The organism is Sphingomonas phyllosphaerae (genome assembly GCF_036946485.1).
GTDB lineage: Bacteria > Pseudomonadota > Alphaproteobacteria > Sphingomonadales > Sphingomonadaceae > Sphingomonas > Sphingomonas phyllosphaerae_E.
In genome coordinates, this window is record NZ_JAQIJA010000001.1 from 506011 (window position 1) to 528746 (window position 22736).

Annotated in this window: 24 protein-coding genes and 1 tRNA gene; 16 read left to right on the plus strand and 9 right to left on the minus strand. The window is 68.3% G+C overall.

Annotated features, from left to right (window positions below; genetic code table 11):
- Window positions 1-19 precede the first annotated feature (19 nt).
- The 4 genes from PGN16_RS02200 to recJ all read right to left on the minus strand — a co-directional run bounded on the left by PGN16_RS02200 (window position 20) and on the right by recJ (window position 4102).
- Window positions 20-1753 carry a hypothetical protein gene (locus PGN16_RS02200; protein WP_335307775.1) on the minus strand — a complete coding sequence of 578 codons (1734 nt, stop codon included), beginning with the start codon at window positions 1751-1753 and terminating at the stop codon, window positions 20-22.
- Window positions 1754-1843: 90 nt separating this feature from the next.
- Window positions 1844-2143 (minus strand): DUF6538 domain-containing protein, encoded by a 300-nt coding sequence (locus PGN16_RS02205; RefSeq protein ID WP_335307776.1) that lies wholly within the window; start codon window positions 2141-2143, stop codon window positions 1844-1846.
- 79 nt (window positions 2144-2222) lie between these two features.
- Window positions 2223-2297 (minus strand) — tRNA-Glu (locus PGN16_RS02210).
- Window positions 2298-2356: 59 nt separating this feature from the next.
- Complete coding sequence (gene recJ / locus PGN16_RS02215; RefSeq protein WP_335307777.1) at window positions 2357-4102, minus strand: single-stranded-DNA-specific exonuclease RecJ; 1746 nt, start codon at window positions 4100-4102, stop codon at window positions 2357-2359.
- A gap of 96 nt (window positions 4103-4198) precedes the next feature.
- Between recJ and PGN16_RS02220 the strand changes: the two genes are divergently transcribed.
- The 12 genes from PGN16_RS02220 (at window position 4199) to PGN16_RS02275 (ending at window position 13688) form a co-directional block, all read left to right on the plus strand.
- Complete coding sequence (locus PGN16_RS02220; protein ID WP_335307778.1) at window positions 4199-4588, plus strand: MerC domain-containing protein; 390 nt, start codon at window positions 4199-4201, stop codon at window positions 4586-4588.
- Window positions 4589-4756: 168 nt separating this feature from the next.
- Complete coding sequence (locus PGN16_RS02225) at window positions 4757-5251, plus strand: Fur family transcriptional regulator (RefSeq protein ID WP_335307779.1); 495 nt, start codon at window positions 4757-4759, stop codon at window positions 5249-5251.
- Between the two features lie 23 nt (window positions 5252-5274).
- On the plus strand, window positions 5275-7194 hold the full coding sequence (gene dxs, locus PGN16_RS02230; protein WP_335307780.1) for a 1-deoxy-D-xylulose-5-phosphate synthase: 1920 nt from the start codon (window positions 5275-5277) through the stop codon (window positions 7192-7194).
- Window positions 7191-7580 (plus strand): hypothetical protein, encoded by a 390-nt coding sequence (locus tag PGN16_RS02235; RefSeq protein ID WP_335307781.1) that lies wholly within the window; start codon window positions 7191-7193, stop codon window positions 7578-7580. The genes dxs and PGN16_RS02235 overlap by 4 nt, the downstream gene beginning before the upstream one ends.
- Window positions 7581-7748: 168 nt before the next feature.
- Window positions 7749-7985 (plus strand): ribbon-helix-helix protein, CopG family, encoded by a 237-nt coding sequence (locus PGN16_RS02240; protein ID WP_294197657.1) that lies wholly within the window; start codon window positions 7749-7751, stop codon window positions 7983-7985.
- Complete coding sequence (locus PGN16_RS02245) at window positions 7976-8326, plus strand: type II toxin-antitoxin system PemK/MazF family toxin (RefSeq protein ID WP_335307782.1); 351 nt, start codon at window positions 7976-7978, stop codon at window positions 8324-8326. Before PGN16_RS02240 ends, PGN16_RS02245 begins: the two co-directional genes overlap by 10 nt.
- Before the next feature lie 22 nt (window positions 8327-8348).
- Window positions 8349-9257 (plus strand): class I fructose-bisphosphate aldolase, encoded by a 909-nt coding sequence (locus PGN16_RS02250; RefSeq protein WP_335307783.1) that lies wholly within the window; start codon window positions 8349-8351, stop codon window positions 9255-9257.
- A 325-nt stretch (window positions 9258-9582) separates the two neighbouring features.
- A complete protein-coding gene (thiE, locus tag PGN16_RS02255; RefSeq protein WP_335307784.1) occupies window positions 9583-10263 on the plus strand; it encodes a thiamine phosphate synthase in 681 nt (226 codons plus the stop codon).
- A gap of 153 nt (window positions 10264-10416) precedes the next feature.
- A complete protein-coding gene (locus PGN16_RS02260) occupies window positions 10417-11418 on the plus strand; it encodes a L,D-transpeptidase family protein (protein ID WP_335307785.1) in 1002 nt (333 codons plus the stop codon).
- A 1-nt stretch (window position 11419) separates the two neighbouring features.
- Window positions 11420-12007 (plus strand): M23 family metallopeptidase, encoded by a 588-nt coding sequence (locus tag PGN16_RS02265; RefSeq protein ID WP_335307786.1) that lies wholly within the window; start codon window positions 11420-11422, stop codon window positions 12005-12007.
- Window positions 12008-12073: 66 nt separating this feature from the next.
- Window positions 12074-12637, plus strand: a complete 564-nt coding sequence (gene efp, locus PGN16_RS02270; RefSeq protein ID WP_335307787.1) for an elongation factor P — start codon at window positions 12074-12076, stop codon at window positions 12635-12637.
- Window positions 12638-12875: 238 nt separating this feature from the next.
- Window positions 12876-13688, plus strand: a complete 813-nt coding sequence (locus tag PGN16_RS02275) for an inositol monophosphatase family protein (protein ID WP_335307788.1) — start codon at window positions 12876-12878, stop codon at window positions 13686-13688.
- Window positions 13689-13791: 103 nt separating this feature from the next.
- Here the strand turns inward: PGN16_RS02275 and PGN16_RS02280 are convergent, their stop codons facing one another.
- From PGN16_RS02280 to PGN16_RS02295, 4 genes are all read right to left on the minus strand, one after another.
- Window positions 13792-15138 (minus strand): sensor histidine kinase, encoded by a 1347-nt coding sequence (locus PGN16_RS02280; RefSeq protein ID WP_335307789.1) that lies wholly within the window; start codon window positions 15136-15138, stop codon window positions 13792-13794.
- Window positions 15139-15146: 8 nt separating this feature from the next.
- Complete coding sequence (locus PGN16_RS02285; RefSeq protein ID WP_028966399.1) at window positions 15147-15869, minus strand: response regulator; 723 nt, start codon at window positions 15867-15869, stop codon at window positions 15147-15149.
- A gap of 42 nt (window positions 15870-15911) precedes the next feature.
- On the minus strand, window positions 15912-16424 hold the full coding sequence (locus PGN16_RS02290; RefSeq protein ID WP_335307790.1) for a ca2+ sensor protein: 513 nt from the start codon (window positions 16422-16424) through the stop codon (window positions 15912-15914).
- A 119-nt stretch (window positions 16425-16543) separates the two neighbouring features.
- Window positions 16544-17182 (minus strand): glutathione S-transferase N-terminal domain-containing protein, encoded by a 639-nt coding sequence (locus tag PGN16_RS02295; RefSeq protein WP_335307791.1) that lies wholly within the window; start codon window positions 17180-17182, stop codon window positions 16544-16546.
- 180 nt (window positions 17183-17362) lie between these two features.
- Between PGN16_RS02295 and PGN16_RS02300 the strand changes: the two genes are divergently transcribed.
- Window positions 17363-18190: a helix-turn-helix domain-containing protein gene (locus PGN16_RS02300; protein WP_335307792.1), complete on the plus strand. Its 828-nt coding sequence runs from the start codon at window positions 17363-17365 to the stop codon at window positions 18188-18190.
- 15 nt (window positions 18191-18205) lie between these two features.
- Here PGN16_RS02300 and PGN16_RS02305 read toward each other — a convergent pair whose 3' ends face one another.
- Entirely contained in the window at window positions 18206-19441 is a 1236-nt protein-coding gene (locus PGN16_RS02305) for a TetR/AcrR family transcriptional regulator (protein WP_335307793.1), read from the minus strand.
- A 135-nt stretch (window positions 19442-19576) separates the two neighbouring features.
- Between PGN16_RS02305 and PGN16_RS02310 the strand changes: the two genes are divergently transcribed.
- The 3 genes from PGN16_RS02310 to PGN16_RS02320 are packed head-to-tail and all read left to right on the plus strand — an operon-like array spanning window position 19577 to window position 22625.
- Window positions 19577-20812 (plus strand): acyl-CoA dehydrogenase family protein, encoded by a 1236-nt coding sequence (locus tag PGN16_RS02310; RefSeq protein WP_335307794.1) that lies wholly within the window; start codon window positions 19577-19579, stop codon window positions 20810-20812.
- Window positions 20809-21828, plus strand: a complete 1020-nt coding sequence (locus PGN16_RS02315; protein WP_335307795.1) for a phosphotransferase family protein — start codon at window positions 20809-20811, stop codon at window positions 21826-21828. Before PGN16_RS02310 ends, PGN16_RS02315 begins: the two co-directional genes overlap by 4 nt.
- On the plus strand, window positions 21825-22625 hold the full coding sequence (locus PGN16_RS02320; RefSeq protein ID WP_335307796.1) for an SDR family NAD(P)-dependent oxidoreductase: 801 nt from the start codon (window positions 21825-21827) through the stop codon (window positions 22623-22625). Before PGN16_RS02315 ends, PGN16_RS02320 begins: the two co-directional genes overlap by 4 nt.
- Window positions 22626-22736 lie beyond the last annotated feature (111 nt).

A 22736-nucleotide genomic window follows, 5' to 3' on the forward strand; every position in this document is an offset into this window, starting at 1 on the left:
CTCTGAAAGACCGCAGGCGTCAGGACTTGGAGCGCGCTTCCCGGATGCGCAGGAACTGGCAGAGGCTCTGATCCCGCGGGTGGAAATGCCGGCCATGGAAACGGGCGGGCTTCCGGTGCCGGGCGGTGTTCGCCATCCGCTGCTGCAATGGTCCCCCGTGCTGCAATTCGCCCGGCTGCGTGCGGGCGATGGCAGGGTAGGCGGCCGGGTGATCGAAGAGCTGCCGCGCAGCTTTTCCATGCTGGCGGCATGGTTGGAGCGCAGCATGGGGCTGATGCCGAACGCGGGAACGCAAGGACGTGATTTTGATCGTGAATCTATAGCAGCGTGTTTCCGCAAGCGCTTCACCTTCGCCGTCGACGAGATCGCGCACTGGTTGATCGGGCTGCGGCGCAGTGATCCGGTATTGTACGTGCTTCTTCTGTCCCGTGAGTACCGACTGGCGCTGCGGCACCGTCCCGCGCTTGGCGATGCGCCTGCTGCGGGCTCGGCCGCCGCCATGGCGATGCCGGGGCTGAAGTTGCCCCCGATTCTCGCGGTCATGACGATCGGCGAGATTCAACGCATGGCCGCGTTGACGCATGATCTGGCGCAACGCACGGGACAAACCGTCAGCAAGGTCGGAGAGGAAGTCGGGGACCACGATACACCCATCGCCGTCCGTGGCCTCCGAATGGCCGAAGCGATCCGTTCCAGAGACGGAGCGGGTTTCGTGTACGGCGTCCTTCAGCGCGCTCACGTAGCGCTCGAAGCCGAGCGTCAGGACATGCTCGTGGATCGGGATGATCCGCCGCGAGCCCGTGGTTTTTACGCTCTTCTCGGGCAGGTTTGGATCGGCCTCGGCATCCATCAGGTCGTCGATGTCGATGTAGAGGATCCCACCATCGGCCTTCACGTCCTGGACGCGCGCTTGTCCGACTTCCTCGAGTCGCGCGCCCGACGTGAGCCCGAGCAGGAACAGCCAGTAGAGTGTCACGTCGCTGACGTCGGTACGCCGGTCGAGCAGGCGATCCGGCCGCAGGAACAGGTCGGAGGCGAACAGCTGCGCCAGTTCGCCGGGCATGAAGCTGCGGCGACCCCGCGCCACCCGGCTGAAGCCGGTGATCTTCACCCCGGTGCCGGCATTCTGCGAAATCCAGCGCTGCTGATGCGCGAAGCTGAGCAGCGACTGGATCGATCCGACCCGCTTCTTCAACGTCGGCGGACTGACGCGCGGCGTGCCGCTATGCGCATGGCGCGCCAGGCGCTCGTTGAAGGGCAGGGCGCGGTCCGCGCGCGGCATGGTCGCGGGCAGATTCTTTGCCTCGTCGCGATAATCCATCAGCATGTCGGAGGTAAAGGATTCGACCGGGATGTCGCCGAGATAGTCGATCAGATCTTCGGTCGCGCGCTCCACCTTGACATAGGACTGCGGCCTCGGCGCGTTCTCCTTGTTCCACAGCTGCAGCAGCTCGCGGAAGCGGAGGTCCGGTCGCAGCCGCGGCTTGACGGCGGTGCGGCGGGGTGCAGCGATGTCGGCGCGCAGGCGCTCATTGTCCTCGAGGACGCGGGCGTTCCACGCCTGCATGATGAGGAGTTCGTTGGCCGGGATGCTCTTGATCGGCGGGTTCTGGTCCTCGAACACATCGACCAGAACCATGCCGCTGGCTTTCAGCCATTCCGCCGGCGGGTACATACGGACGACGTCGAGCCAGCAGTCGCCGGGCACGGGCTCCCCACGCTTCGCAGCCAGTGCTTCCGGACTGTCGTCCATCGGCAGGCCGGCGAGGGGGAAGTCGGTTTTGAAGACGCGGCGGGCGGTGTCCTCCAGCCACCAGACGAGGCCCAGCGTGGGCCAGCGTGACTATCGACCCGACGAATGCCGGTCGCGGATGAAGTCGTCGACGATGATCTTGGCCCGCTCGGGCGAGATTTCGTCGGCAACCTTCTGTGCGGCGATCCGCGCTTCGGCGGCGGCCATCTCCTGTTCGAGCTCGGCATGGGCCAGAACGAAAAGCCGCTTGGCCTCCGCCGGATCGCGCGTCTTGAGCGAGCGGCGGACCTGACGCCGGCCCATCTCGCCCCGCAGATGCGGCGGCAGTTCCTTGTAGAGATAGTAGATGCCGGTCTGGGGATGTTTCCAGGGTGTGATCATCTGCACCATGCGCTTCTATACCCGTTCGCTATACCTGCGGACGGTGAAGCTGGCGTAAATCCTGGATTTCCGCGCCTCGATGCGAGGATGGTGACCCCTACGGGAATCGAACCCGTGCTTCAGCCGTGAAAGGGCCGCGTCCTAACCGCTAGACGAAGGGGCCTCGTTGCGGTGCCGAGCCGCCTAGGCGGATTGTGTCGGGCGGTCAAGCGTCTGGCGCGATCAATTTGCCCAGGCGGCGTCGTCGAGGTGCAGTTCGGCCACATCGCGCCCGCTCCAGTCGTCGCGCTTGGCGCGGCCCGCCAGCCACAGCCGCCGCGTCGGACCTGCCGCCAGCAACGCCTGCCCGAGCGCGGTGTCGGCGGCGCGGAACGCCATTGCCTTGAGGCTGCGGCCGTCGTCGCCGGCGACGATCGCGCGAACATGGCCGTTGCCGACCACGTCGACCTTGACCGCACGCACCGGGCCGACCGCGACGCGCGGCGCGGGCCAGCCGGTGCCATAGGGGCCGCCAGCCTCCAGCGCGTCGACCAGCGACGGCGTCACGCCACCGGGCGCGACCACCGAGTCGAACAGCAAGGCACGCGCCGCCATCGCCTCCGCCACCGCGCCGGCCAGCCGCGCGTCCAGCCAGTCGGCGAAGGTGCCGACCTGATCGGCGGCGATCGTCAGCCCCGCCGCCATCGCATGACCGCCGCCCGCGATCAGCAAGCCCTGTTCGCGCGCCGCCAGCACCGCCGCGCCGATATCGACACCGGTGATCGATCGGCCCGAGCCCTTGCCGATGCCGTCCTCATCCACCGCGATCACGATCGCGGGCCGGCCGAGCTTTTCCTTGAGCCGCCCGGCGACGATCCCGATCACGCCCGCGTGCCAGCCCGCGCCCGCCACCACGCACACCGCACGGTCGTGACACAGCATCGCCTCCGCGCCCTCCTGCACCATCGCCTCGATCGCGCGGCGTTCTTCGTTCAGCCGGTCCAACTCGGTGGCGATCGCGCGCGCCTCGACAGGGTCGGTGGTGGTGAGCAGCCGCACGCCGAGATCGGCGCGCCCGACCCGCCCGCCGGCATTGATCCGCGGCCCGAGCGCGAAGCCCAGATCGCTGGCGGTCGGCGCACGCGTCAGCCGCGCCGCCTCCGCAAGTGCGGTCAGCCCGATGTTGCGGCGCTGCGCCATCACCTTCAGCCCCTGCGCGACGAAGGCACGGTTGAGCCCGCGCAACTGCGCGACGTCGGCAACCGTGCCCAGCGCGACCAGATCGAGCAGGTCGAGCAGCTTCGGCTCGGCGCGGTCGGCGAAATAGCCGCGCGTCCGCAAGGCGCGCAGCAGTGCCGCGCCGAGCAGGAAGCAGACGCCTACCGCGGCGAGATGCCCGTGGAGCGCGCCGTCGCCCTCGTCGCGGCGGTTGGGATTGACGACCGCGACCGCGCGTGGGAGCTGCGTCGCGCATTGGTGATGGTCCGCGACGATCACGTCACAACGCGCCGCATCGAGCGCCTCGAACGCCTGCGCCCCGCAGTCGACGGTGACGATCAACGTCGCCCCTTCGTCGGCGAGCCGCGTCAGCGCGGCGGCATTGGGGCCATAACCCTCGGTCAGCCGGTCGGGGATATAGACGCGCGCCTCGCGCCCCAGCGCGCGCAGCAATAGCACCAGCAGCGCAGAGGAAGTCGCACCATCGACGTCGTAATCGCCGAAGATCGCGATCCATTCCTCGCGTTCCACCGCGTCGGCAAGCCGTGCGGCAGCGGTGTCCATGTCGCGGAAGATCGACGGATCGGGCATGAAGCTGCGGATCGACGGCAGCTTGTGCGCGTCGAGCGCCTCGCGCGGGCAACCGCGGGCGAGCAGCAATTGGGTGAGCAGATCGTCGGGCACGAACCCCTCGCGCTGGTCCGCGGCCAGCGCCCGCCAGCGCCAGGGCTGGCCGAGGATCGAGCGCTCGACATCGAGTACGTGGCGCATCCGCGCGCCTTAAACGACTGCCCGCGTTCCGTCACGCGACAAGAAAATGCAGAATGAGATATTGTAACATCGCGGCGATCCGCCTAACTTGCCGGCATGATGGCCCGCAACCTCAGCGACGATAGCAAGATCGGTCGGCTCGACCGTTTCGCCATGTGGCTGTCGGCAGCGTGCGTCGTGCATTGTCTGGCGACCGCGATCCTCGTTGCGGTGCTGTCGACCGCAGGCGGTATCCTCGGCAGCCCGGTGATCCATGAAGCCGGGCTGGTGCTGGCGATTGCGTTGGGGTGCGTCGCCTTCGGGCGCGGGATCGTCGCGCATCGTCGCGTGCTGCCGATCGTGCTCGGAGCGATCGGATTGTCGCTGATGATGGCGGCGCTGTTCGTCGCCCATGCCGGTGGGCATCTGGCCGAATCGGCGCTGACGATCGTCGGCGTCGCGGTGCTGGCCGCGGGACATGCGATCAACCGACACGCGCATCGCTAGGACCGATCGACGTTTTCGCTCCGTCGCCCCGGACTTGATCCGGGGCCCCGCTTTTCGCGACCGAAGTAAGAAGCGGGATCCCGGATCAAGTCCGGGATGACAGGTTGGGGGAGTTGCCCGCCCGCTCCCGAACTTGCCGCGGCCTGGCGCGACGCCTAGATCGCATCCATGGCGCGACATGCACATCACGAACCGCACGGCGACGATCTGCTCGCCGCGGCCAAGGCGACGCTGGAGCGTTCGGGCGAGCAATGGACTGCGATGCGCGCCAACGTCTATGCGGCGCTGTCGGGGTTCGCCAAGCCCGCCTCCGCCTATGATATCGCCGAGGCCCTGTCGCGGAGCGAGGGGCGGCGGATCGCGGCCAACAGCATCTACCGCATCCTCGATCTGTTCGTGACCGCCAACCTGGCGCTGCGCGTCGAGAGCGCCAACGCCTATGTCGCCAACGCGCATCCCGGCTGCCGACACGATTGCATCTTCCTGGTCTGTGACGGCTGCGGGAGCACGACGCACTTCGACGACGACTCGCTGACCGGCGGGTTGCGCGCCGCCGCCAGCGCGGCCGGGTTCGAGGCGGAGCGGCCGGTGATAGAGGTGCGCGGGCGTTGCGCCGACTGTGCCGCGACGGCACGCGCGCAAAGCGGGCAATCGACACACTGATCCTGCTCAGCTATTCGGGTCAGATGGTTGAAGTCCCGAACACGCCGTTGCTCGACACCGTCGATACACCCGCCGATCTCCGCCGACTGAAGCCGGAACAGCTACGCCAGCTCGCCGACGAGTTGCGTCAGGAGACGATCTCGGCGGTCGGCGTCACCGGCGGCCATCTCGGCTCGGGGCTTGGGGTGGTCGAACTGACCGTCGCGATCCATTATGTCTTCGACACCCCGACCGACCGGCTGATCTGGGACGTCGGCCATCAATGCTATCCGCACAAGATCCTGACCGGGCGGCGCGATCGCATCCGCACGCTGCGGCAGGGCGGGGGGCTGTCGGGCTTCACCAAGCGCAGCGAGAGCGAATACGACCCGTTCGGCGCGGCGCACAGCTCGACCTCGATTTCCGCCGCGCTCGGCTTCGCGACCGCCAGCAAGCTCGCCGACAAGCCGGGCAAAGGCATCGCGGTGATCGGCGACGGCGCGATGTCGGCGGGCATGGCCTATGAGGCGATGAACAACGCCGAGGCGGCGGGCAACCGGCTGGTCGTGATCCTCAACGACAACGACATGTCGATCGCGCCGCCGGTCGGCGGGCTGTCGGCCTATCTGTCGCGGATGGTGTCGAGCCGCGAGTTCCTGGGCGTGCGCGAGATCATGAAGCGCGTCGCCAAGCGGTTGCCGCGCCGCTTCCAGTCGGCAGCGCGCAAGACGGATGAATATGCGCGCGGGATGACGATGGGCGGCACGCTCTTCGAAGAGCTGGGCCTTTATTATGTCGGCCCGATTGACGGGCACAATCTCGACCATCTGATCCCGGTGCTCGAGAACGTTCGCGACGCGGAGGAGGGCCCGATCCTCGTCCATGTCGTGACCAAGAAGGGCAAGGGCTATGCCCCGGCTGAAAATGCCGCCGACAAATATCACGGCGTGCAGAAGTTCGACGTCATCACCGGTGCGCAGGCCAAGGCGCCGCCGGGACCGCCAGCCTATCAGAAGGTCTTCGGCGAGGCGCTGAGCAAGGCTGCCGACGCCGACGATCGCATCTGCGCGATCACCGCGGCGATGCCGTCGGGCACCGGGCTCGACAAGTTCGCGACCGCACACCCCGAGCGGTTCTTCGACGTCGGCATCGCCGAACAGCACGCCGTCACGTTCGCGGCGGGGCTCGCGGCGCAGGGGATGCGGCCGTTCTGCGCGATCTACTCGACCTTCCTGCAGCGCGCTTACGATCAGGTCGTGCACGACGTCGCGATCCAGAACCTGCCGGTGCGCTTCGCGATCGACCGCGCCGGGCTGGTCGGCGCGGACGGTGCGACCCACGCCGGCAGCTTCGACGTCACCTATCTGGCGACGCTCCCCAATTTCGTCGTGATGGCCGCCGCCGACGAGGCCGAACTGGTCCATATGGTCCAGACCTGTGTCGAGCATGATTCGGGGCCGATCGCGGTCCGCTACCCGCGCGGCAACGGCACCGGTGTCGCTTTGCCCGAGACGCCGAAGGCGCTGGAGATCGGCAAGGGTCGGATCGTCCGCGAGGGCAAGAAGGTCGCGATCCTGTCGCTCGGCACGCGGCTGACCGAGGCGCTCAAGGCCGCCGACACGCTCGACGCCAAGGGGCTGAGCACCACCGTCGCCGACCTGCGCTTCGCCAAGCCGCTCGACGAGGCGCTGATCCGCCGCCTGCTCACCACGCACGAGGTCGCGATCACGATCGAGGAGAATGCGATCGGCGGGCTCGGCGCGCATGTGCTGACGATGGCGTCGGACGAGGGGCTGACCGATGCCGGTCTGCGGATCCGCACGATGCGCTTGCCCGATCTGTTCCAGGATCAGGACAAGCCGGAGGTGCAATATGCGCAGGCGCGGCTCGATGCCGAGGCGATCGTCGACACGGTGCTGAAGGCGCTGCGCTACAACGAAGCGGGCGTCATCGCGCGAGCGTGACCGGCTGGCAGAAGGTCGCCGCGCTGACGGCGCTCTACGTCGTCGGCATGTTGTGGGTGAACTGGACGATGGTCCGCCGCGTCCGCGGCGCGGTCGCGGCGCGCGCGGCATGGACCGCCGACGACTTCGACGCGGTGTTCGCCGACCTCGACCCGCGCCTCGCCCCGGCGGTGCGCGCGGCGATCGCGCCATGGTACGGGGAGGGGGTGGTGCCGCGCCCCGAGGACACGCTGCGGCGTTTCCTCAAGATGGATCGCGGCGAGGTGGACGATCTTGTCACCGACGTTGCGGCAAGGGCGGGACTTCCGCCGCCCGGCCCGGCGCTGCCCGACCTGCCGGATGTCGCGGCAGTGGTTCGGTATCTCTCTTCGTCATCCCGGACTTGATCCGGGATCCCGCTTTTTCTTGCACCGTTGGAAAAGAAGCGGGGCCCCGGATCAAGTCCGGGACGACGGCTGGGTGTCGCTGACGATCACCTCCACACCCCCGACCATAATCCCGCTTGCGCAATCATCAGACAAGCCCTACGTTGAACGTGTTAAACGGAGGGGCAGGTGCTCGGCGTCAGGCTCGATACGGAACTCGAAGAACGGCTCGCCAATGTCGCGCGCACGCAGGGGCGCAGCAAGAGCGACATCGCTCGCGAAGCGGTGCGTCGTTACGTCGAGCTGCACGACGAGGCATTCCGCCGCGAGGCGCGCCGCCAGTCGCAGCGCGCCTCGCGCCGCGACACGCAGGAAGATTACGCCTTCTGGGAACGGGCCGAGCGCGAGGATGCGGCATGGCGGTGAGCGATGCGCCCGAAATCCACCACGGCGCGATCGTGCTGGTCGATGCGCCCGAGGGGGCGAGCGGCGGCCCGCGCGCGTGCGTCGTGGTGCAGGCCGATCTGTTCAACGACAGCCATGCCACCGTCACCTTGTGCCCGCTGACCACCGTCGTCGGCGGCGAGGTGCTGTTCCGCGTCACGATCTCGCCGCAGGAACATACCGGCCTCACCGTCGAATGCGAGGTGCAGGTCGACCGCATCACCAGCATCCGCCGTCATCGCATCGTCAAGGTGATCGGCCATGCCTCCGCCACCCGCATGGAGCAGGTCGATCAGGCGCTGCGCCGCTGGCTCGCTTTGTAAGTCAACAGGACAGGAACAAACCATGACGCCGATCGTGAAGTCGATTCTGGACAAGTATGAAGCCACCAGCCCGGCGGTGAAGGCCAATCTGGCGCGCATCCTGATGCAGGGGAAGCTGGGCGGCACCGGCAAGCTCATCATCCTGCCGGTCGACCAGGGCTTCGAGCATGGCCCGGCGCGTAGCTTCGCGGTCAACCCGCCGGCCTATGACCCGCATTACCATTACCAGCTCGCGATCGACGCCGGGCTGTCGGCCTATGCCGCGCCGCTCGGCGCGCTCGAGGCGGGGGCGGATACGTTCGCGGGGCAGATCCCGACGATCCTGAAGGTCAACAGTTCGAACAGCTGGGCGACGCAGATCGCGCAGGCGCAGACTGGCAGCGTCGAGGACGCGCTGCGGCTCGGCTGCGCGGCGATCGGCTTCACCATCTATCCCGGCGCCGACGACATCTTCGCGTCGATGGAGCAGATCCGCGCGCTGCGCGAGGAAGCCGCGGCCGCAGGCCTCGCGACCGTGATCTGGAGCTATCCGCGCGGTGGCAAGCTCAGCAAGGACGGCGAACTGGCGCTGGACGTCGGCGCCTATGCCGCGCACATGGCGGCGCTGCTCGGGGCGCACATCATCAAGGTGAAGCTGCCCAGCGCGCACATCGAACAGCCCGAGGCGCAGAAGAGCTACGAGGGCACCGACTGGTCGAACCAGGCCGATCGCGTCCGCCACGTCGTCCAGTCGAGCTTCGCGGGTCGCCGGATCGTCGTCTTCTCGGGCGGCGCGGCCAAGGGCACCGATGCGGTTTATCAGGACGCGCGCGACATCCGCGACGGCGGCGGCAACGGCTCGATCATCGGCCGCAACACCTTCCAGCGCGAGCGCGGCGAGGCGCTGGCGATGCTCGACAAGCTGGTGTCGATCTACAAGGGCGAAGAATAAGGCCGCCGACACTCCCTCTCCCCTCTGGGGAGAGGGCCGGGGTGAGGGGCAGTGAGGCACGGTCTCCGAGCCGCGTTCGCAACAAGTCGAGGCCGCACCGTCCCGATCCGTCATTGCGAGCGTAGCGAAGCAATCCAGGGCCGGACCAGGACGCCCTGGATTGCTTCGCTACGCTCGCAATGACGACCCGGGGGGGGGGGGCGCGATCATGTTCAGGCGCGCCTTTGCTTTGCACCTCCCCGTCCCACCGCAGAACAATCCTTCTGCGTCCTGCTTTGCGTGAACCAACCTTCCACCACCCCCTCAAACCCGCTACGCGCCCCGCATGACTGAAGACCCGCTCGGCCCGCTCGACCCCGATTTCGGCGCCAATTTCAAGCGCGACGATCGCCGCCCGCCCTGCCAGCTCTACCTGATCTCGCCGCTCGACGTGACCGGCGGCTTCCCCGATCGCCTCAAGAGCGCGCTCGACGCCGGCCCGGTCGCGGCGTTCCAGTTTCGCGTCAAGGACGTCGACCAGCACACCGCCGCGCGCCTCGCCGAGCCGCTCCAGCGGATCTGCGCCGACCGCGAGGTCGCGTTCATCGTCAACGATTCGGTCAGCCTGGCCAAGCGGCTCGGCGCGGACGGCGTGCACCTCGGGCAGGAGGACGGCGACCCGCGCGAGGCGCGCGAAGCGCTCGGCCCGGCGGTGCAGATCGGCGTCACCTGTCACGACAGCCGCCACCTCGCGATGGAGGCGGGTGAGGCGGGCGCTGACTATGTTGCGTTCGGCAGCTTCTATCCGACCACCACCAAGGACGTGAAGCATCAACCCGAGCCGGTGATCCTGTCGTGGTGGCACGCCTTGTTCGAGCTGCCCTCGGTCGCGATCGGTGGGATCACGCCGGACAATGCCGCGCCGCTGATCGCCGCCGGCGCCGACTTCATCGCGGCCAGCCATGCGGTGTGGGGCGGCGACGAGGCGGCGGCGATCCGCGCCTTCGATGCGGTGCTGAGGGGGTAAGCGTTTTCCCGTCGTCATTGCGAGCGTAGCGAAGCAATCCAGAGCGTCCTGAGTGTGGCCCTGGATTGCTTCGCTACGCTCGCGATGACGAGGAGGCAGGGACCCGCACGCCCCTATCCGCGTTGTTACGGCACCGAAATACGAGAGGTGCCCGTGAAGCGTATCGCCCCCGTCGTCGCCAGCCTCATCGGCCTGACGCTCACCGCCGCCGCCCCGGCGCAACAGGGCGCGACCCCGCCGCTCGACCCCGCGGTGCTGCGGATGCAGGTCGTGCTCGACAAGCTCGGCTTCGGCCCCGGCGTGATCGACGGGCGCGGCGGGCAGTCGCTGACCAACGCGCTGAAAGGCTTCCAGGAAAGCCGCGGCCTCCGCGTGACCGGCAAGCCCGATGCCGCGACGCTCGACGCACTGCGCCGCTTCGGCAACGTCCAGCCGACGATGCAGGTGACGCTCGACGCCGCCGCGATGCGCGGGCCCTATGTCCCGAAGATGCCGGACGATTATGCAGAAAAGGCCAAGCTGCCGTCGATGGCGTACAGCCGTCCGCTCGAAAAGCTTGCCGAGCGCTTCCATACTACGCCCAAGGTGCTGGCCGAGCTGAACCCCGGCGTGACGACGATCGGCGTCGGCTCGAAGATCACTGTCCCCAACACCTTCCCGACCTCGCGCGCCTATCCCGCCGATGCGACGCCGGCATGGCGTGCGACTCTCGCCTCGCTCAACGTCGAGGCGGCGGTGCCGCAGGCCGCGAAGATCGTCGTCGACAAGTCGGACGGCATCCTGCGCGTCCTCGACGACAACGGGCATTTGGTCGCGCAATATACCGCGACGATCGGCTCGTCGCGCGATCCGCTGCCGCTCGGCAACTGGAAGGTGCTGCACGTCTCGCCCAACCCCGACTGGAAGATGAACCCGAAGATTCTCAAGGGCGTCCCCGACAGCAAGCAGGCGCAGATCATCCCGCCCGGCCCGAACAACCCGGTCGGCGTCGTGTGGATCGATCTCAGCAAGGAGCATTACGGCATCCACGGCACCAGTGAGCCCGAACAGATCGGCCGTGCGCAGTCGAACGGTTGCGTCCGCCTCACCAACTGGGATGCGGCGCGCGTGGCGTTGATGGTGAAGGGCGGAACCCCGGTGCTGTTCCAGGCCTGAGATGACCAAGCTCGGCTGGTCGATCCTCGCGCTCATCGTGCTGCTCGGCGCGGGCTTCGCATCGATGGTATCGATTGGGTCGCGCGCACCCGTCGCTGCGCCGACGCCGCTCCCCGCGGCGTCCGCCCCGCCAGCGGCAATCGGCGGGCAGCTGCTGGTGCCGGTGGCCGGCGTGTCGCGCGACGCGCTGGTCGACACCTTCGGCCAGCCGCGCGACGGCGGTGCGCGCCACCACGAGGCGATCGACATCATGGCGCCGCGCGGCACCCCCGTGGTCGCCGCCGCCGACGGCCGCGTCGACAAATTGTTCGACAGCGCGGCGGGTGGCCGCACGATCTACATTCGCTCCACGGACGGCGCGACCATGTATTATTACGCGCATCTCGACGGCTATCGCGACGGCCTGAGCGAGGGACAGGTGGTCCGGCGCGGCGAGCCGATCGCGACGGTCGGCGCGACCGGCAACGCCGATGCCGCCGCGCCGCACCTGCATTTCTCGGTCTTGCGCACCACGCCAGCGCAGGGCTGGTCCGAGGGGGAGGCGGTGGATCCCTTTCCGCTGCTTGCCGAACCGCGCGCCAACCGCTAAGCCGCCGCGATCGGCGCCCGCGGATCACCGCCGGCGCCGCGGCTCTTTTTACACAGGCGAAGCCCCATGAAGATCAGCGGCGTGGACATCCGTCCCGGCAATATCATCGAGTACGAAGGCGGCATCTGGCGCGCGGTCAAGATCCAGCACACGCAGCCCGGCAAGGGCGGCGCGTACATGCAGGTCGAGCTGAAGAACCTGCGCGACGGCCGCAAGAACAACGTCCGCTTCCGCTCCGCCGAGACGGTCGAGCGCGTCCGCCTCGACACCAAGGACTTTCAGTTCCTGTTCGCCGACGGCGACGGGCTGGTCTTCATGGACAAGGAAACCTACGATCAGGTGACGCTGCCGCGCGACCTGCTCGGCGACGCTGCCGCCTTCCTGCAGGACGGCATGGACGTCGTCATGGAACTCTATGACGAAGAGCCGATCAGCGTGCAGCTGCCCGACACGATCGAGGCGACGATCGTCGAGGCCGATGCGGTGGTGAAGGGGCAGACCGCCTCGTCGAGCTACAAGCCCGCGATTCTCGACAATGGCGTGCGCGTGATGGTGCCGCCGCATATCGCTGCCGGCGTGCGGATCGTCGTCGACGTGTACGAGCAGACGTACGTTCGGCGCGCAGACTGAGACGAATAGCGAAAGCTATTCGCACAGGCGGCCGCCCGGCCGGCGCGCGACGCGCGTCCGACGACGCGGGCTTTGCCCGCGGCGGGCCAGCCAGAAACTCCCTCTCCTCTCCGGGGAGAGGGCTGGGGTGAGGGGTAGCGTGCTCGTGATGCGGGCTCCGTCTCCGGGACGACAACCGTATCACCCTGACGCCACCCACCCCCATCCCCTCCCTTGAAAGGGAGGGGGGAGAATGCAAATGCCATCCCATTCCGGCCTGTTCACCGTCATCGAACGCGCGGCACGCAAGGCCGCGCCGCGGCTGCGTCGCGACTTCAACGAGGTCCAGCACCTGCAGGTCAGCCGCAAGGGCCCGGCCGATTTCGTCAGCCAGGCCGACCAGCGCTGCGAACGGACGCTGTACGACGAACTGTCGAAGGCGCGCCCCGACTGGGGCTTCGTCATGGAAGAAGGCGGCACGATCGAGGGCGATCCGAACAAGCCGCGCTTCATCATCGACCCGCTCGACGGCACGTCGAACTTCCTCCACGGCATCCCGCATTTCTGCATCTCGATCGCGGTCGAGGAGCCGATGCCGAACGGCAAGCGCGAGATCACCACCGCGCTCGTCTATCAGCCGCTGACCGACGAGAGCTTCTGGGCCGAAAAGGGCCGCGGCGCATGGTTGCAGGACCAGCGCTTGCGCGTGTCGTCGCGGCGCGAGCCGTCCGAGGCACTGATCGCGACCGGCATCCCGTTCATGGGGCACGGCGATTTCGTGCAATGGACGCGCATCTTCGGCGCGGTCGCGCCGCAGGTCGCGGGCATCCGCCGGCTCGGCGCGGCGGCGCTCGACCTCGCCTGGGTCGCGGCGGGGCGGTTCGACGGCTATTGGGAGAGCGACCTGAAGCTGTGGGACGTCGCGGCGGGGATGCTGCTGGTCAAGGAAGCCGGCGGCTACGTCACCGACTTCCGCGGCGGCGACCGCGCGATCGAACGCAACGAGTTCCTCGCCGCCAACGACGCGCTCCACAACAAGCTGCACAAGATGGTCGCGCAGGCGCTGCGCTGATCGTTCACCCCGTCGCCCCGGACTTGATCCGGGGCCCCGCTTCTTTTCGCATCCCGGAAGAAGAAGCGGGATCCCGGATCAGGTCCGGGATGACGAGCAGGTCCTAGGCGCGCGGCAAGGTGATCGTCGCTACCAGCCCGCCGCCCTCCCGCGCCGCCAGCACGATGCGCCCGCCGGCTTCCTCGACGATCGCCCGCGACAGCGCGAGCCCCAGCCCGATCCCGCCGGTATGCCGGTTGCGCGAGCTTTCCAGCCGAAAGAACGGATCGAACACTTGATCGAGCCGCTCGGGCGGGATGCCCGGCCCGCGATCGGCGACCATGATCGCGGCCATCCGCGCGTTCGACGCCAACGACACCTCCGCCGCCCCGGCATATTTGACCGCATTCTCGATCAGGTTGCGCACCGCGCGCCGGATCAGCGACGGCCGCAAGCGCATCCGCAGCCGCTCGGCCTCCTCGAACGTCACCGCTTCGCCGAGATCGCGAAAGTCCTCGACCACCGCATCGACCAGCGCGGCGAGATCGACCTCGGTTTCCGGCTCGCTCGGCCGTCCGAGCCGCGCCAGTGAGAGGATGTCGTCGAGCGTGCGGTTCATCTCGGCGATCGTGTCCGCCATCCGCAGGCGGTCCTGATCGTCCTCCACCGATTCGATCCGCACCCGCAGCGCGGCGAGCGGGGTGCGCAGGTCGTGGCCGATCGCACCGAGCATCCGGTCCTTCTCGTCGAGCATCGCGGTGACGCGCAGCCGCAGCGCGTTGAACGCCGCGATCACCGCGCAGACGTCCGGCGGCCCGCTTTCTTCCAGCGGCTCGGGCGTCGCGGCGGGGGAGTAGCCGCGCGCGGCCGCCGCCAGTTCGCGCAGCGGGCGCGAGATGCGCCGCGCCACCCACAGCACCGGCACCAGCACCACGACGTACAGGATCAACGTCTGCCCGAGCAGCCGCCAGAACAGGCGAAGGTCGTCGCGCGGCAGCCCGCCCGCCAGCGCCATCCAGCGTCCGTCGGTACGCTTCACCGCGATGACGATCGAGTCGCGCGGCCCATCGTCGCGCGCGGCGCGCATCGCCATCCGGCGCTCGAAGCGGCTGAGCGGGATGACATATTGCCACGGCTTGGCGATCGCGACATCGACGGCCGCGACCCGCACGCCCATGTCCGCAAGCTGACTCGCCAACTCGCGCGCCATCGCCGGCTGGGCCTGCATCGCGGCGGTGATCGGATCGCGCGGCACCAGCCGCACGCGGCCGCGATCGCTCACCACCGGCCGCCCGGCGGCTTCCTGATCGAGCGCGTCGGCGATGCGATAGGCGGCCGGGCGCGTGATCTGCGCCATCCGCACCGCGCCGCGCTCACGCAACAGCAGCGCGAGGTTGATCGCCTGCGCCATGAACAGCGCCAGCGCGACCAGCAACGCCATCTGCCCCGCCAGGCTGCGTGGCCAGGGCATCCGCCACTTCACAGCCGCGTCACGTCCGTCGACAGCGCATAGCCGCCGCCCCACACCGTCTTGATGATCTCGGGGTTCTTGGGATCGGGCTCGATCTTGCGGCGCAATCGGCTCACCTGATTGTCGATCGCGCGGTCGAATGCGGCGGCTTCGCGTCCCTGCGTCAGGTCGAGCAACTGATCGCGCGTCAAAACCTGCCGCGGCCGCTGCACCAGCGCCAGAAGAAGATTGTATTCTCCGGTCGACAGCGGCACCGAAACGCCCTCGCGGTCGACCAGTGCACGCTCGCCGGTCTTCAGCACCCATCCGGCAAAGGCATAGGAACCGCTTTCCGGCGCATGGTGCCGCACCCCGCCGCCACCCGCGGTACGCCGCAGCACGGTCTTGATCCGCGCCGCCAGCTCGCGCGGGGAGAAGGGCTTCACGACATAATCGTCCGCGCCCATCTCCAGCCCGACGATCCGGTCGGTTTCCTCGCTCTTCGCCGTCAGCAGGATCACCGGCGTCTCGCCGGTCGCGCGAACATGCCGACACAGCGACAGCCCGTCCTCGCCCGGCATCATGATGTCCAGCACGATCAGGTCGATCGCATAGGCCGCCAGCCGGGTGCGCGCCGCCTCCGCATCTCCCGCCTGGGTGACGCGAAAGCCCTGCTTGGTCAGATAGCTGGCCAGTGGCTCGCGGATCGACCGCTCGTCATCGACCAGCAGGAGGTGCGGCATTTCGCCCATGGTCACGGCACCTGACACAATCGTCGTCCTGCGGGAAGGGGGTCAGCCGGTCGGCCCGGCATCGTCGGCCGGCGGCATCGGGCCATCATGTGGGCGGCCGTGACCGATGCCCCGGGCGCGCATCATCAGCATCATCGCCTCGCGCTCCTTCGCGTCGATGCGCCCGTCGTGGTTGGTGTCGATCCGGTCGAAGCGCTTGAGCGCCCGGTCGCGGAACTCGGCCTGGGTCTGGTCCACGTCGCGGCGCGGGCGGCGCTCCGGGCCACCCATCCGGTCGCCGGGCGGCGGCGCACGGCGCTGTTCACGCCACGCGCGCCGCTCGTCGCGGGTCAGCTTGCCGTCGTGGTTGGCGTCCATCGCCGCGAACCTTCGGTCGGCATCCGCCGCCGCCTCGTCGCGGGTGACCAATCCGTCGCTGTCGCCGTCGGGCATCTGCATCGGGGCAGGGGGCGAGCCGGCGGGGGGCGCCGGCATCGACTGCGCCTGCACGCTGGCGGCGCCGAGCCCGCCCAGGACAGCGGCGCCCAAGGCAGCGGCGGTGATCCACGTCTTCATCGCAATTCCCCTTCATCCCCATGAGGCGAGCAGCGCCCCGGCCGGCGTGTTGTCCGCCCGGGGCGTCGCGCGAAGATGTCGGTGGGAGAGCAAATCTGTCGCGGTTTGTATCAACGCGGCTATTTGGCGGCCGCCACCGCCTTGCCGCGTTCATAGGCGCGCGCCACCGCCGGCCGCGCCGCGAGCGTCGCGTGCCACCGGGCGACATTGGGGAAGTTCGTCATGTCTTGACCCTGCGCCTCGGGCAGGATCCATGGATGGCAGGCCATGTCCGCGACGGTAAAATCCTCTCCGGTCACGAACGTCCGCCCTTCGAGCTGCCGGTCGAGCACGCCATACAGACGCGTCGTTTCCTTGACGTAGCGGTCGATCGCATAAGGCACCTTCTCGGGCGCGAAGCGCGTGAAATGGTGATTCTGCCCCAGCATCGGGCCGAGCCCGCCCATCTGCCACATCAGCCATTGCAGCACGTCGACATGCCCGCGCGGGTCGCGTCCGCCGAATTGTCCGGTCTTGTGCGCGAGATACAACAGGATCGCGCCGCTTTCGAACACGCTGATCGGCGCCCCGCCGTCGGTGGGGTCGTGATCGACGATCGCCGGCATCCGGTTGTTGGGGGCGATCTTCAGGAATTCGGGCCTGAATTGCTCGCCGGCCCCGATGTTGACGGGATGTATCTGATGATCCAGCCCCGCTTCCTCAAGGAAGATCAGCACTTTGTGTCCGTTCGGCGTCGGCCAGTAATGAAGGTCGATCATCGCGTTCAGCTCCTGTGACGATGCGACGCCAATCGCATCGGCCTTTCGGTCCGTTCCCCAGATCGCGTCCAAACGATGCTGGAAAGCGACACATGCTTGCAGCGCCGCAACAAAAGATTATGAGGCCGTGCTAAGCAGTTGCTGGGGGGCGACGTGACGGGGAAAGATAACGGGGCGGCTATGGTCGACGTGCGCTATGTTCCGCCTGGGGAGCGGCTGGCGCGCTACGTCACGGGTTACCACAGGTTCGCCGCGCCGGTGTGCCCGACGCGCGAGCTGCGCGACGCGTTCTTTCCCAGCGTGGCGACGATCCGCGTCTCGCTGCGCAACAGCCCGTCCTGGTCGCTCAGGATCGGCAGTCGCCTGATCGATCCGATGCCGACGGTCGCGCTGACCGGGCCGACCAGCTATGCCGGCTACCTGACCTGCCACGGCGGGGAACTGGTCGGCGTCGGACTGCTTCCGCTCGGCTGGGCGCAGATTTTCGGCGGCGACGTGTCGCGCCTCGCCAACCGCGTCATCGCGCTCGACGACATCGATCCCGGGGCGGACATGCTGCGGGATGCGCTGGAAGGCGATCAGCCCTTCGACGCCGTGTTCGAGGCCTGGCTGGAGGCACGCCTCGATCGTCGTCCGCCTGCCGATCCGCGGATCGAGACCTTGTGCGAGATGTTGCGCGATCCCGCCACCACCCGGATCGAAGCGGTCGCGGAGGCGCTCGACATGTCACCGCGCGCGCTGGCGGCGATGACGCGCTTCAACTTCGGCTTCACGCCCAAGCTGTTGCTTCGCCGCACGCGGTTCCTGCGCGCGGTGACGACGGTCCTGACCGAGCCGGAGGCGGGGCCGGCGGCGCTGGAGGCAGCGGGCTATTGGGACCGGTCGCATTTCCTGCGTGACAGCCATTTGTTCCTCGGCTGTTCGGTGCGCGAATTCACCCGCCGCCGTGGGCCGCACAACCAGGTCGCGATCACGGCGCGCGTGCAGGCGTTCGGCACGCCGGTCTGACGCGCGCCGTTCGGCTCACCCCGCCAGCGCGCGGTCGTCGAACATCCCGAACATCAGCGTCGAGGCGTAGAAACGGATCGCGCGGTCGCGCTCCATGCTCCACGCCCATTTGCGCATGTCGAATGCGGCGTTGAGCATCCCCATCAACGCCTGCGAGGCGATCAGGCTGTCGACCGGGCGCACCGTGCCCTGGGCGATCCCGTCCATCATCGTCCCCGCGAAGCGCCGCGCGATCCGCGTCGAGCGGTCGATCATCTGCTGCCGCTCGCCCGCCGGCAGCCCGCTCAGCGCGGTGGTGCGCAACAGCGACTCGCGCTCCGAGAATTGCACTGCCACCAGCGTCGCGACCGTGTCGCACAGCCGCTGCCAATAACTCCCGCCACGCTCGTCGGCCAGCCGCTGCGCCGCCGCGATCGTGTCGAAGCTGCGGCGGTAGCAGGCGACGACCAGATCGTCCTTGGCGTCGAGATGGTGGTAGAAGCTGCCTTTGGTGACGTTCAGCTCCGACGCGATCCGCTGCACCGACGCACCGCGATACCCCAGCTCGTTGATGAGCCGCGTCGCCGCGAGCAGGAACGCCTCGCGCCCCGGCACCGGATCGTCGTGCGGCAGCGCCACCGCCGCCGGGTGCCAGCTTGCGCCGTCCACCGCCAGCCCGTCGCGCAGCAAGGCGATCAGCCGTGCCGCCGCGCGCGGATATTGATCGACCTCGTAGCGCGGCAGCCACAAGGGCAGCCAGAAGATGTTCTCGAGCAGCACATGCGCGCGCGCACCGGCCAGATCGGTCGCCGCGCGTGACAGCCCGCTGCCCCACAAGGCGCGCGTCCGCCGGAACACCTCGCGCCAGCGGTTCATCAGCGTCGCGCGCATCGGCTCGTCCATCGCGCGCAGGTCGGACAGCACCGCCAGCGCGCGCTCCTCGCCGCGTTCGATCCGCATCAGTCGCTCGACGTTGAGCGTCACCATCCGCGCGACCCGCGCCTGCGGCGTCGCCTTGCGCGCGGCATCGTCGAGCATCGCCATCAGGCTGTCGAGCGTCTGCTCGAACGCGGCGGCAGCCAGATCCTCCTTGCGTTTGAAATAATAGGTCACGCTCGTCGTGTTCAGCCCGACGCGGCGCGCTACATCGGCGAAGGTCATGCCCTTCGCGCTCTGCTCGTTGATCGCATCGGCGGCGGCGGCGAGGATCGCCTGGCGCTTCTCGCGAAAGCGCCGCGTGCTGCCGGTGTCTTCGGTCGTGATTTCCCCCATGACGTAGCGTTAGCATGGCTCGTTTCGAAGATGCAGTCCTTTTTCGCGCAGAGCGTGGATCGCGTGATCGGCCGCTTTACCGAACATCCGGTATGGCTTACACCGCCTAGCCGACAGCTATGGAGAGGAAGCGCGGTGGATTTCACCCTCAGCGAGCGCGAGACGCATTTCCGCGATCGGGTACGCGAATTCGTCGCCCGCGAGATCGCGCCGCGCCGTGCCGAGCACGATCGCCAGCATCACGACGGCGATCCGTGGAAGGTGCTGCCCGTGATCGAGGACGTGAAGGCGCGGGCGAAGGCTGCCGGGCTGTGGAACTTCTTCATGCCCCCGCACTCAGGTCAGACCCATGTCGACGACACGTTCGAGTTCGAGGGCACGCAACTGTCGAACCTCGAATATGCGCTGTGCGCCGAAGAGATGGGCCGCATCGACTGGGCGAGCGAATGCTTTAACTGCTCCGCGCCCGATACCGGCAACATGGAGGTGCTCCATCGCTACGGCACGCTGGCGCAAAAGGAGGAATGGCTGCGTCCGTTGATGAACGGCGAGATTCGTTCGGTCTTCCTGATGACCGAACCCGCGGTCGCCTCCTCCGACGCGACGAATATCGAGACACGCATCGACCGCGACGGCGACCATTATGTCATCAACGGCCGCAAATGGTGGTCGTCGGGGATCGGCGACCCTCGGTGCCGGATCGGTATCCTGATGGGCAAGACCGACACCGGCGCGGCGCGGCACAAGCAACAGAGCATGGTGCTGGTCCCCCTCGACACGCCGGGCGTGCGGATCGAGCGTATGCTGTCGGTGTACGGCTACGATCACGCCCCGCACGGCCATGGTGAGGTCAGCTTCACCGACGTGCGGGTGCCGGTCGAGAACATGCTGCTCGGCGAGGGCAGGGGATTCGAGATCGCGCAGGGCCGGCTCGGGCCGGGGCGCATCCACCATTGCATGCGCACGATCGGCGTCGCGGAAAGTGCGATTGAGGCGATGGCGCGCCGGCTCGTTTCGCGCGCCGCGTTCGGCAAGCGCATTGCCGATCACAGCGTCTGGGAAGAACGGATCGCCCGCGCGCGGATCGACATCGAGATGACGCGGCTGCTCTGCCTCAAGGCCGCCGACATGATGGACAAGGCCGGCAACAAGGCCGCGCAACAGGAAATCGCGATGATCAAGGTGCAGGCGCCCAACATGGCGCTCCGCATCCTCGACGATGCGGTGCAGGCGCATGGCGGCGCGGGCGTGTCGAGCGACTTCGATCTCGCGCATGCCTGGGCGTCGATGCGGACGCTGCGCTTCGCCGACGGTCCGGACGAGGTCCACGCCCGCGCGATCGCGCGCCACGAGTTCGGCAAATACGCATGAGCGACCTCGATACCGCGCGGCTCGGCGACTGGCTGGCCGCGCACGTCCCCGGCGCCGGCGCGATCACCGGAGCGCACCGACTGGAGGGTGGCCAGTCCAACCCGACCTATCGCATCGACACCGACCGGGGCAGCTACGTGTTGCGTCGCAAGCCGGTCGGCGCGCTGCTGCCGTCCGCGCATCAGGTCGATCGCGAATATCGCATGATCGCCGCGCTTCATCCCACCGGCTTTCCGGTGCCGCGCCCATACGGCCTGTGCATGGACGATGCGGTGATCGGCTCGGCCTTCTACGTGATGGCGATGGTCGAGGGGCGGACGATCTGGGACGGCACGATGCCCGATCTCGCCCCCGATCAGCGCCGCCCGCATTACGAGGCGATGATCGATACGCTCGCCGATCTCCACAACACCGACCATGTTGCGATCGGGCTCGCGGATTACGGCCGCCCCGGCAATTATTTCGAGCGGCAGGTCGCGCGCTGGACGAAGCAATATCGCGGCGCCGAAACCGAGCCGATGCCGGCGATGGAGCGGCTCATCGACTTCCTGCCGCGCACCGTCCCCCCGCAGGAGCGGACCAGCATCGTGCATGGCGATTACCGCGTCGACAATCTCCGCTTCGCGCCGGGTACCGAGCCGCGCGTCGCGGCGGTGCTCGACTGGGAATTGTCGACGCTCGGCGATCCGGTCGCCGATCTCACCTATTTCCTGATGAGCTGGGTGACCGAGCCCGAAGGTCGCTCGGGCGTGCTCGGCCGCACTGGTCCCACAACCGGTATCCCGGAGATGTCCGAGATGCTGGCGCGCTATTGCGCGCGCACCGGGCGCAGCGCGCCGATCGCGCTCGACTGGTATTTCACGTTCAACCTCTTCCGCCTCGCCGGGATCGTGCAGGGCATCAAGAAGCGCATCGTCACCGGCACCGCCGCCAACCCGCGCGCCCACGAAACGGCGGCGCGAATGGGCGGGCTGGTCGATGCCGCATGGCATTTTGCCGAGCGGGCAGGCGCATGATGCGCTTCGCGGGCAAGTCGATCGTCGTCACCGGCGCCGGCTCGGGGATCGGTCGCGCGGCGGCCTTGCTGTTCGCGGTCGAGGGCGGGCAGATGGTCGTCGCCGACGTCACCGATCAGGCGGAGGAGACGGCACAGACGATCGTCGCCGCGGGTGGCGTGGCGGTGGCGATCCGCATGGATGCGGGCGACGAAGGCGATGTTGCGCGCACCGTCGCGCTTGCGGTCGATCGCTTCGGCGGTCTCGACGTGATGTTCGCCAACGCCGGCATCTCGGGCGGAATGGCGAACATCTTCGACACCGATGTCGCGCTGTTCGCCGAGGTGCTGCGCGTCAATCTGATCGGCCCGTGGCTGGCGGTGAAGCACGCCGCGCCACTGATCGCCGCGCGCGGCGGCGGCGCGATCGTGCTGACCGCCAGTGTCGCCGGGCTGCGCTCGGGCGCGGGGTCGCCGGCCTATTCGGCGTCAAAGGCCGGCGTCATCAACCTCGCCACGACCGCCGCGCAGCAACTGTCCGGCTCGGGGGTGCGGGTGAACGCGCTTTGCCCGGGACTGACCGAGACCGGCATGACCCGGCCGACCTTCGACTACGCCCGCGAGGCCGGCAAGCTGGACCGCATCGGCCGCCTCAACCCGTTGCGCCGCGGCGCGAAAGCGGAGGAACTGGCGCGTGTCGCGCTGTTCCTCGCCAGCGACGACGCCAGCTATGTCAACGGGCAGGCGCTCGCTGCGGACGGCGGCCTTTCGTCGAGCCACCCGGTGACCCGGCAGGACTACGGCAAGACCGCGGTCTGAACACAATGCCGTCATTGCGAGCGGAGCGAAGCAATCCAGGGCGTCCCGATCCGACTCTGGATTGCTTCGCTACGCTCGCAATGACGGATAAGGTTGAACGGCACTTGCCCA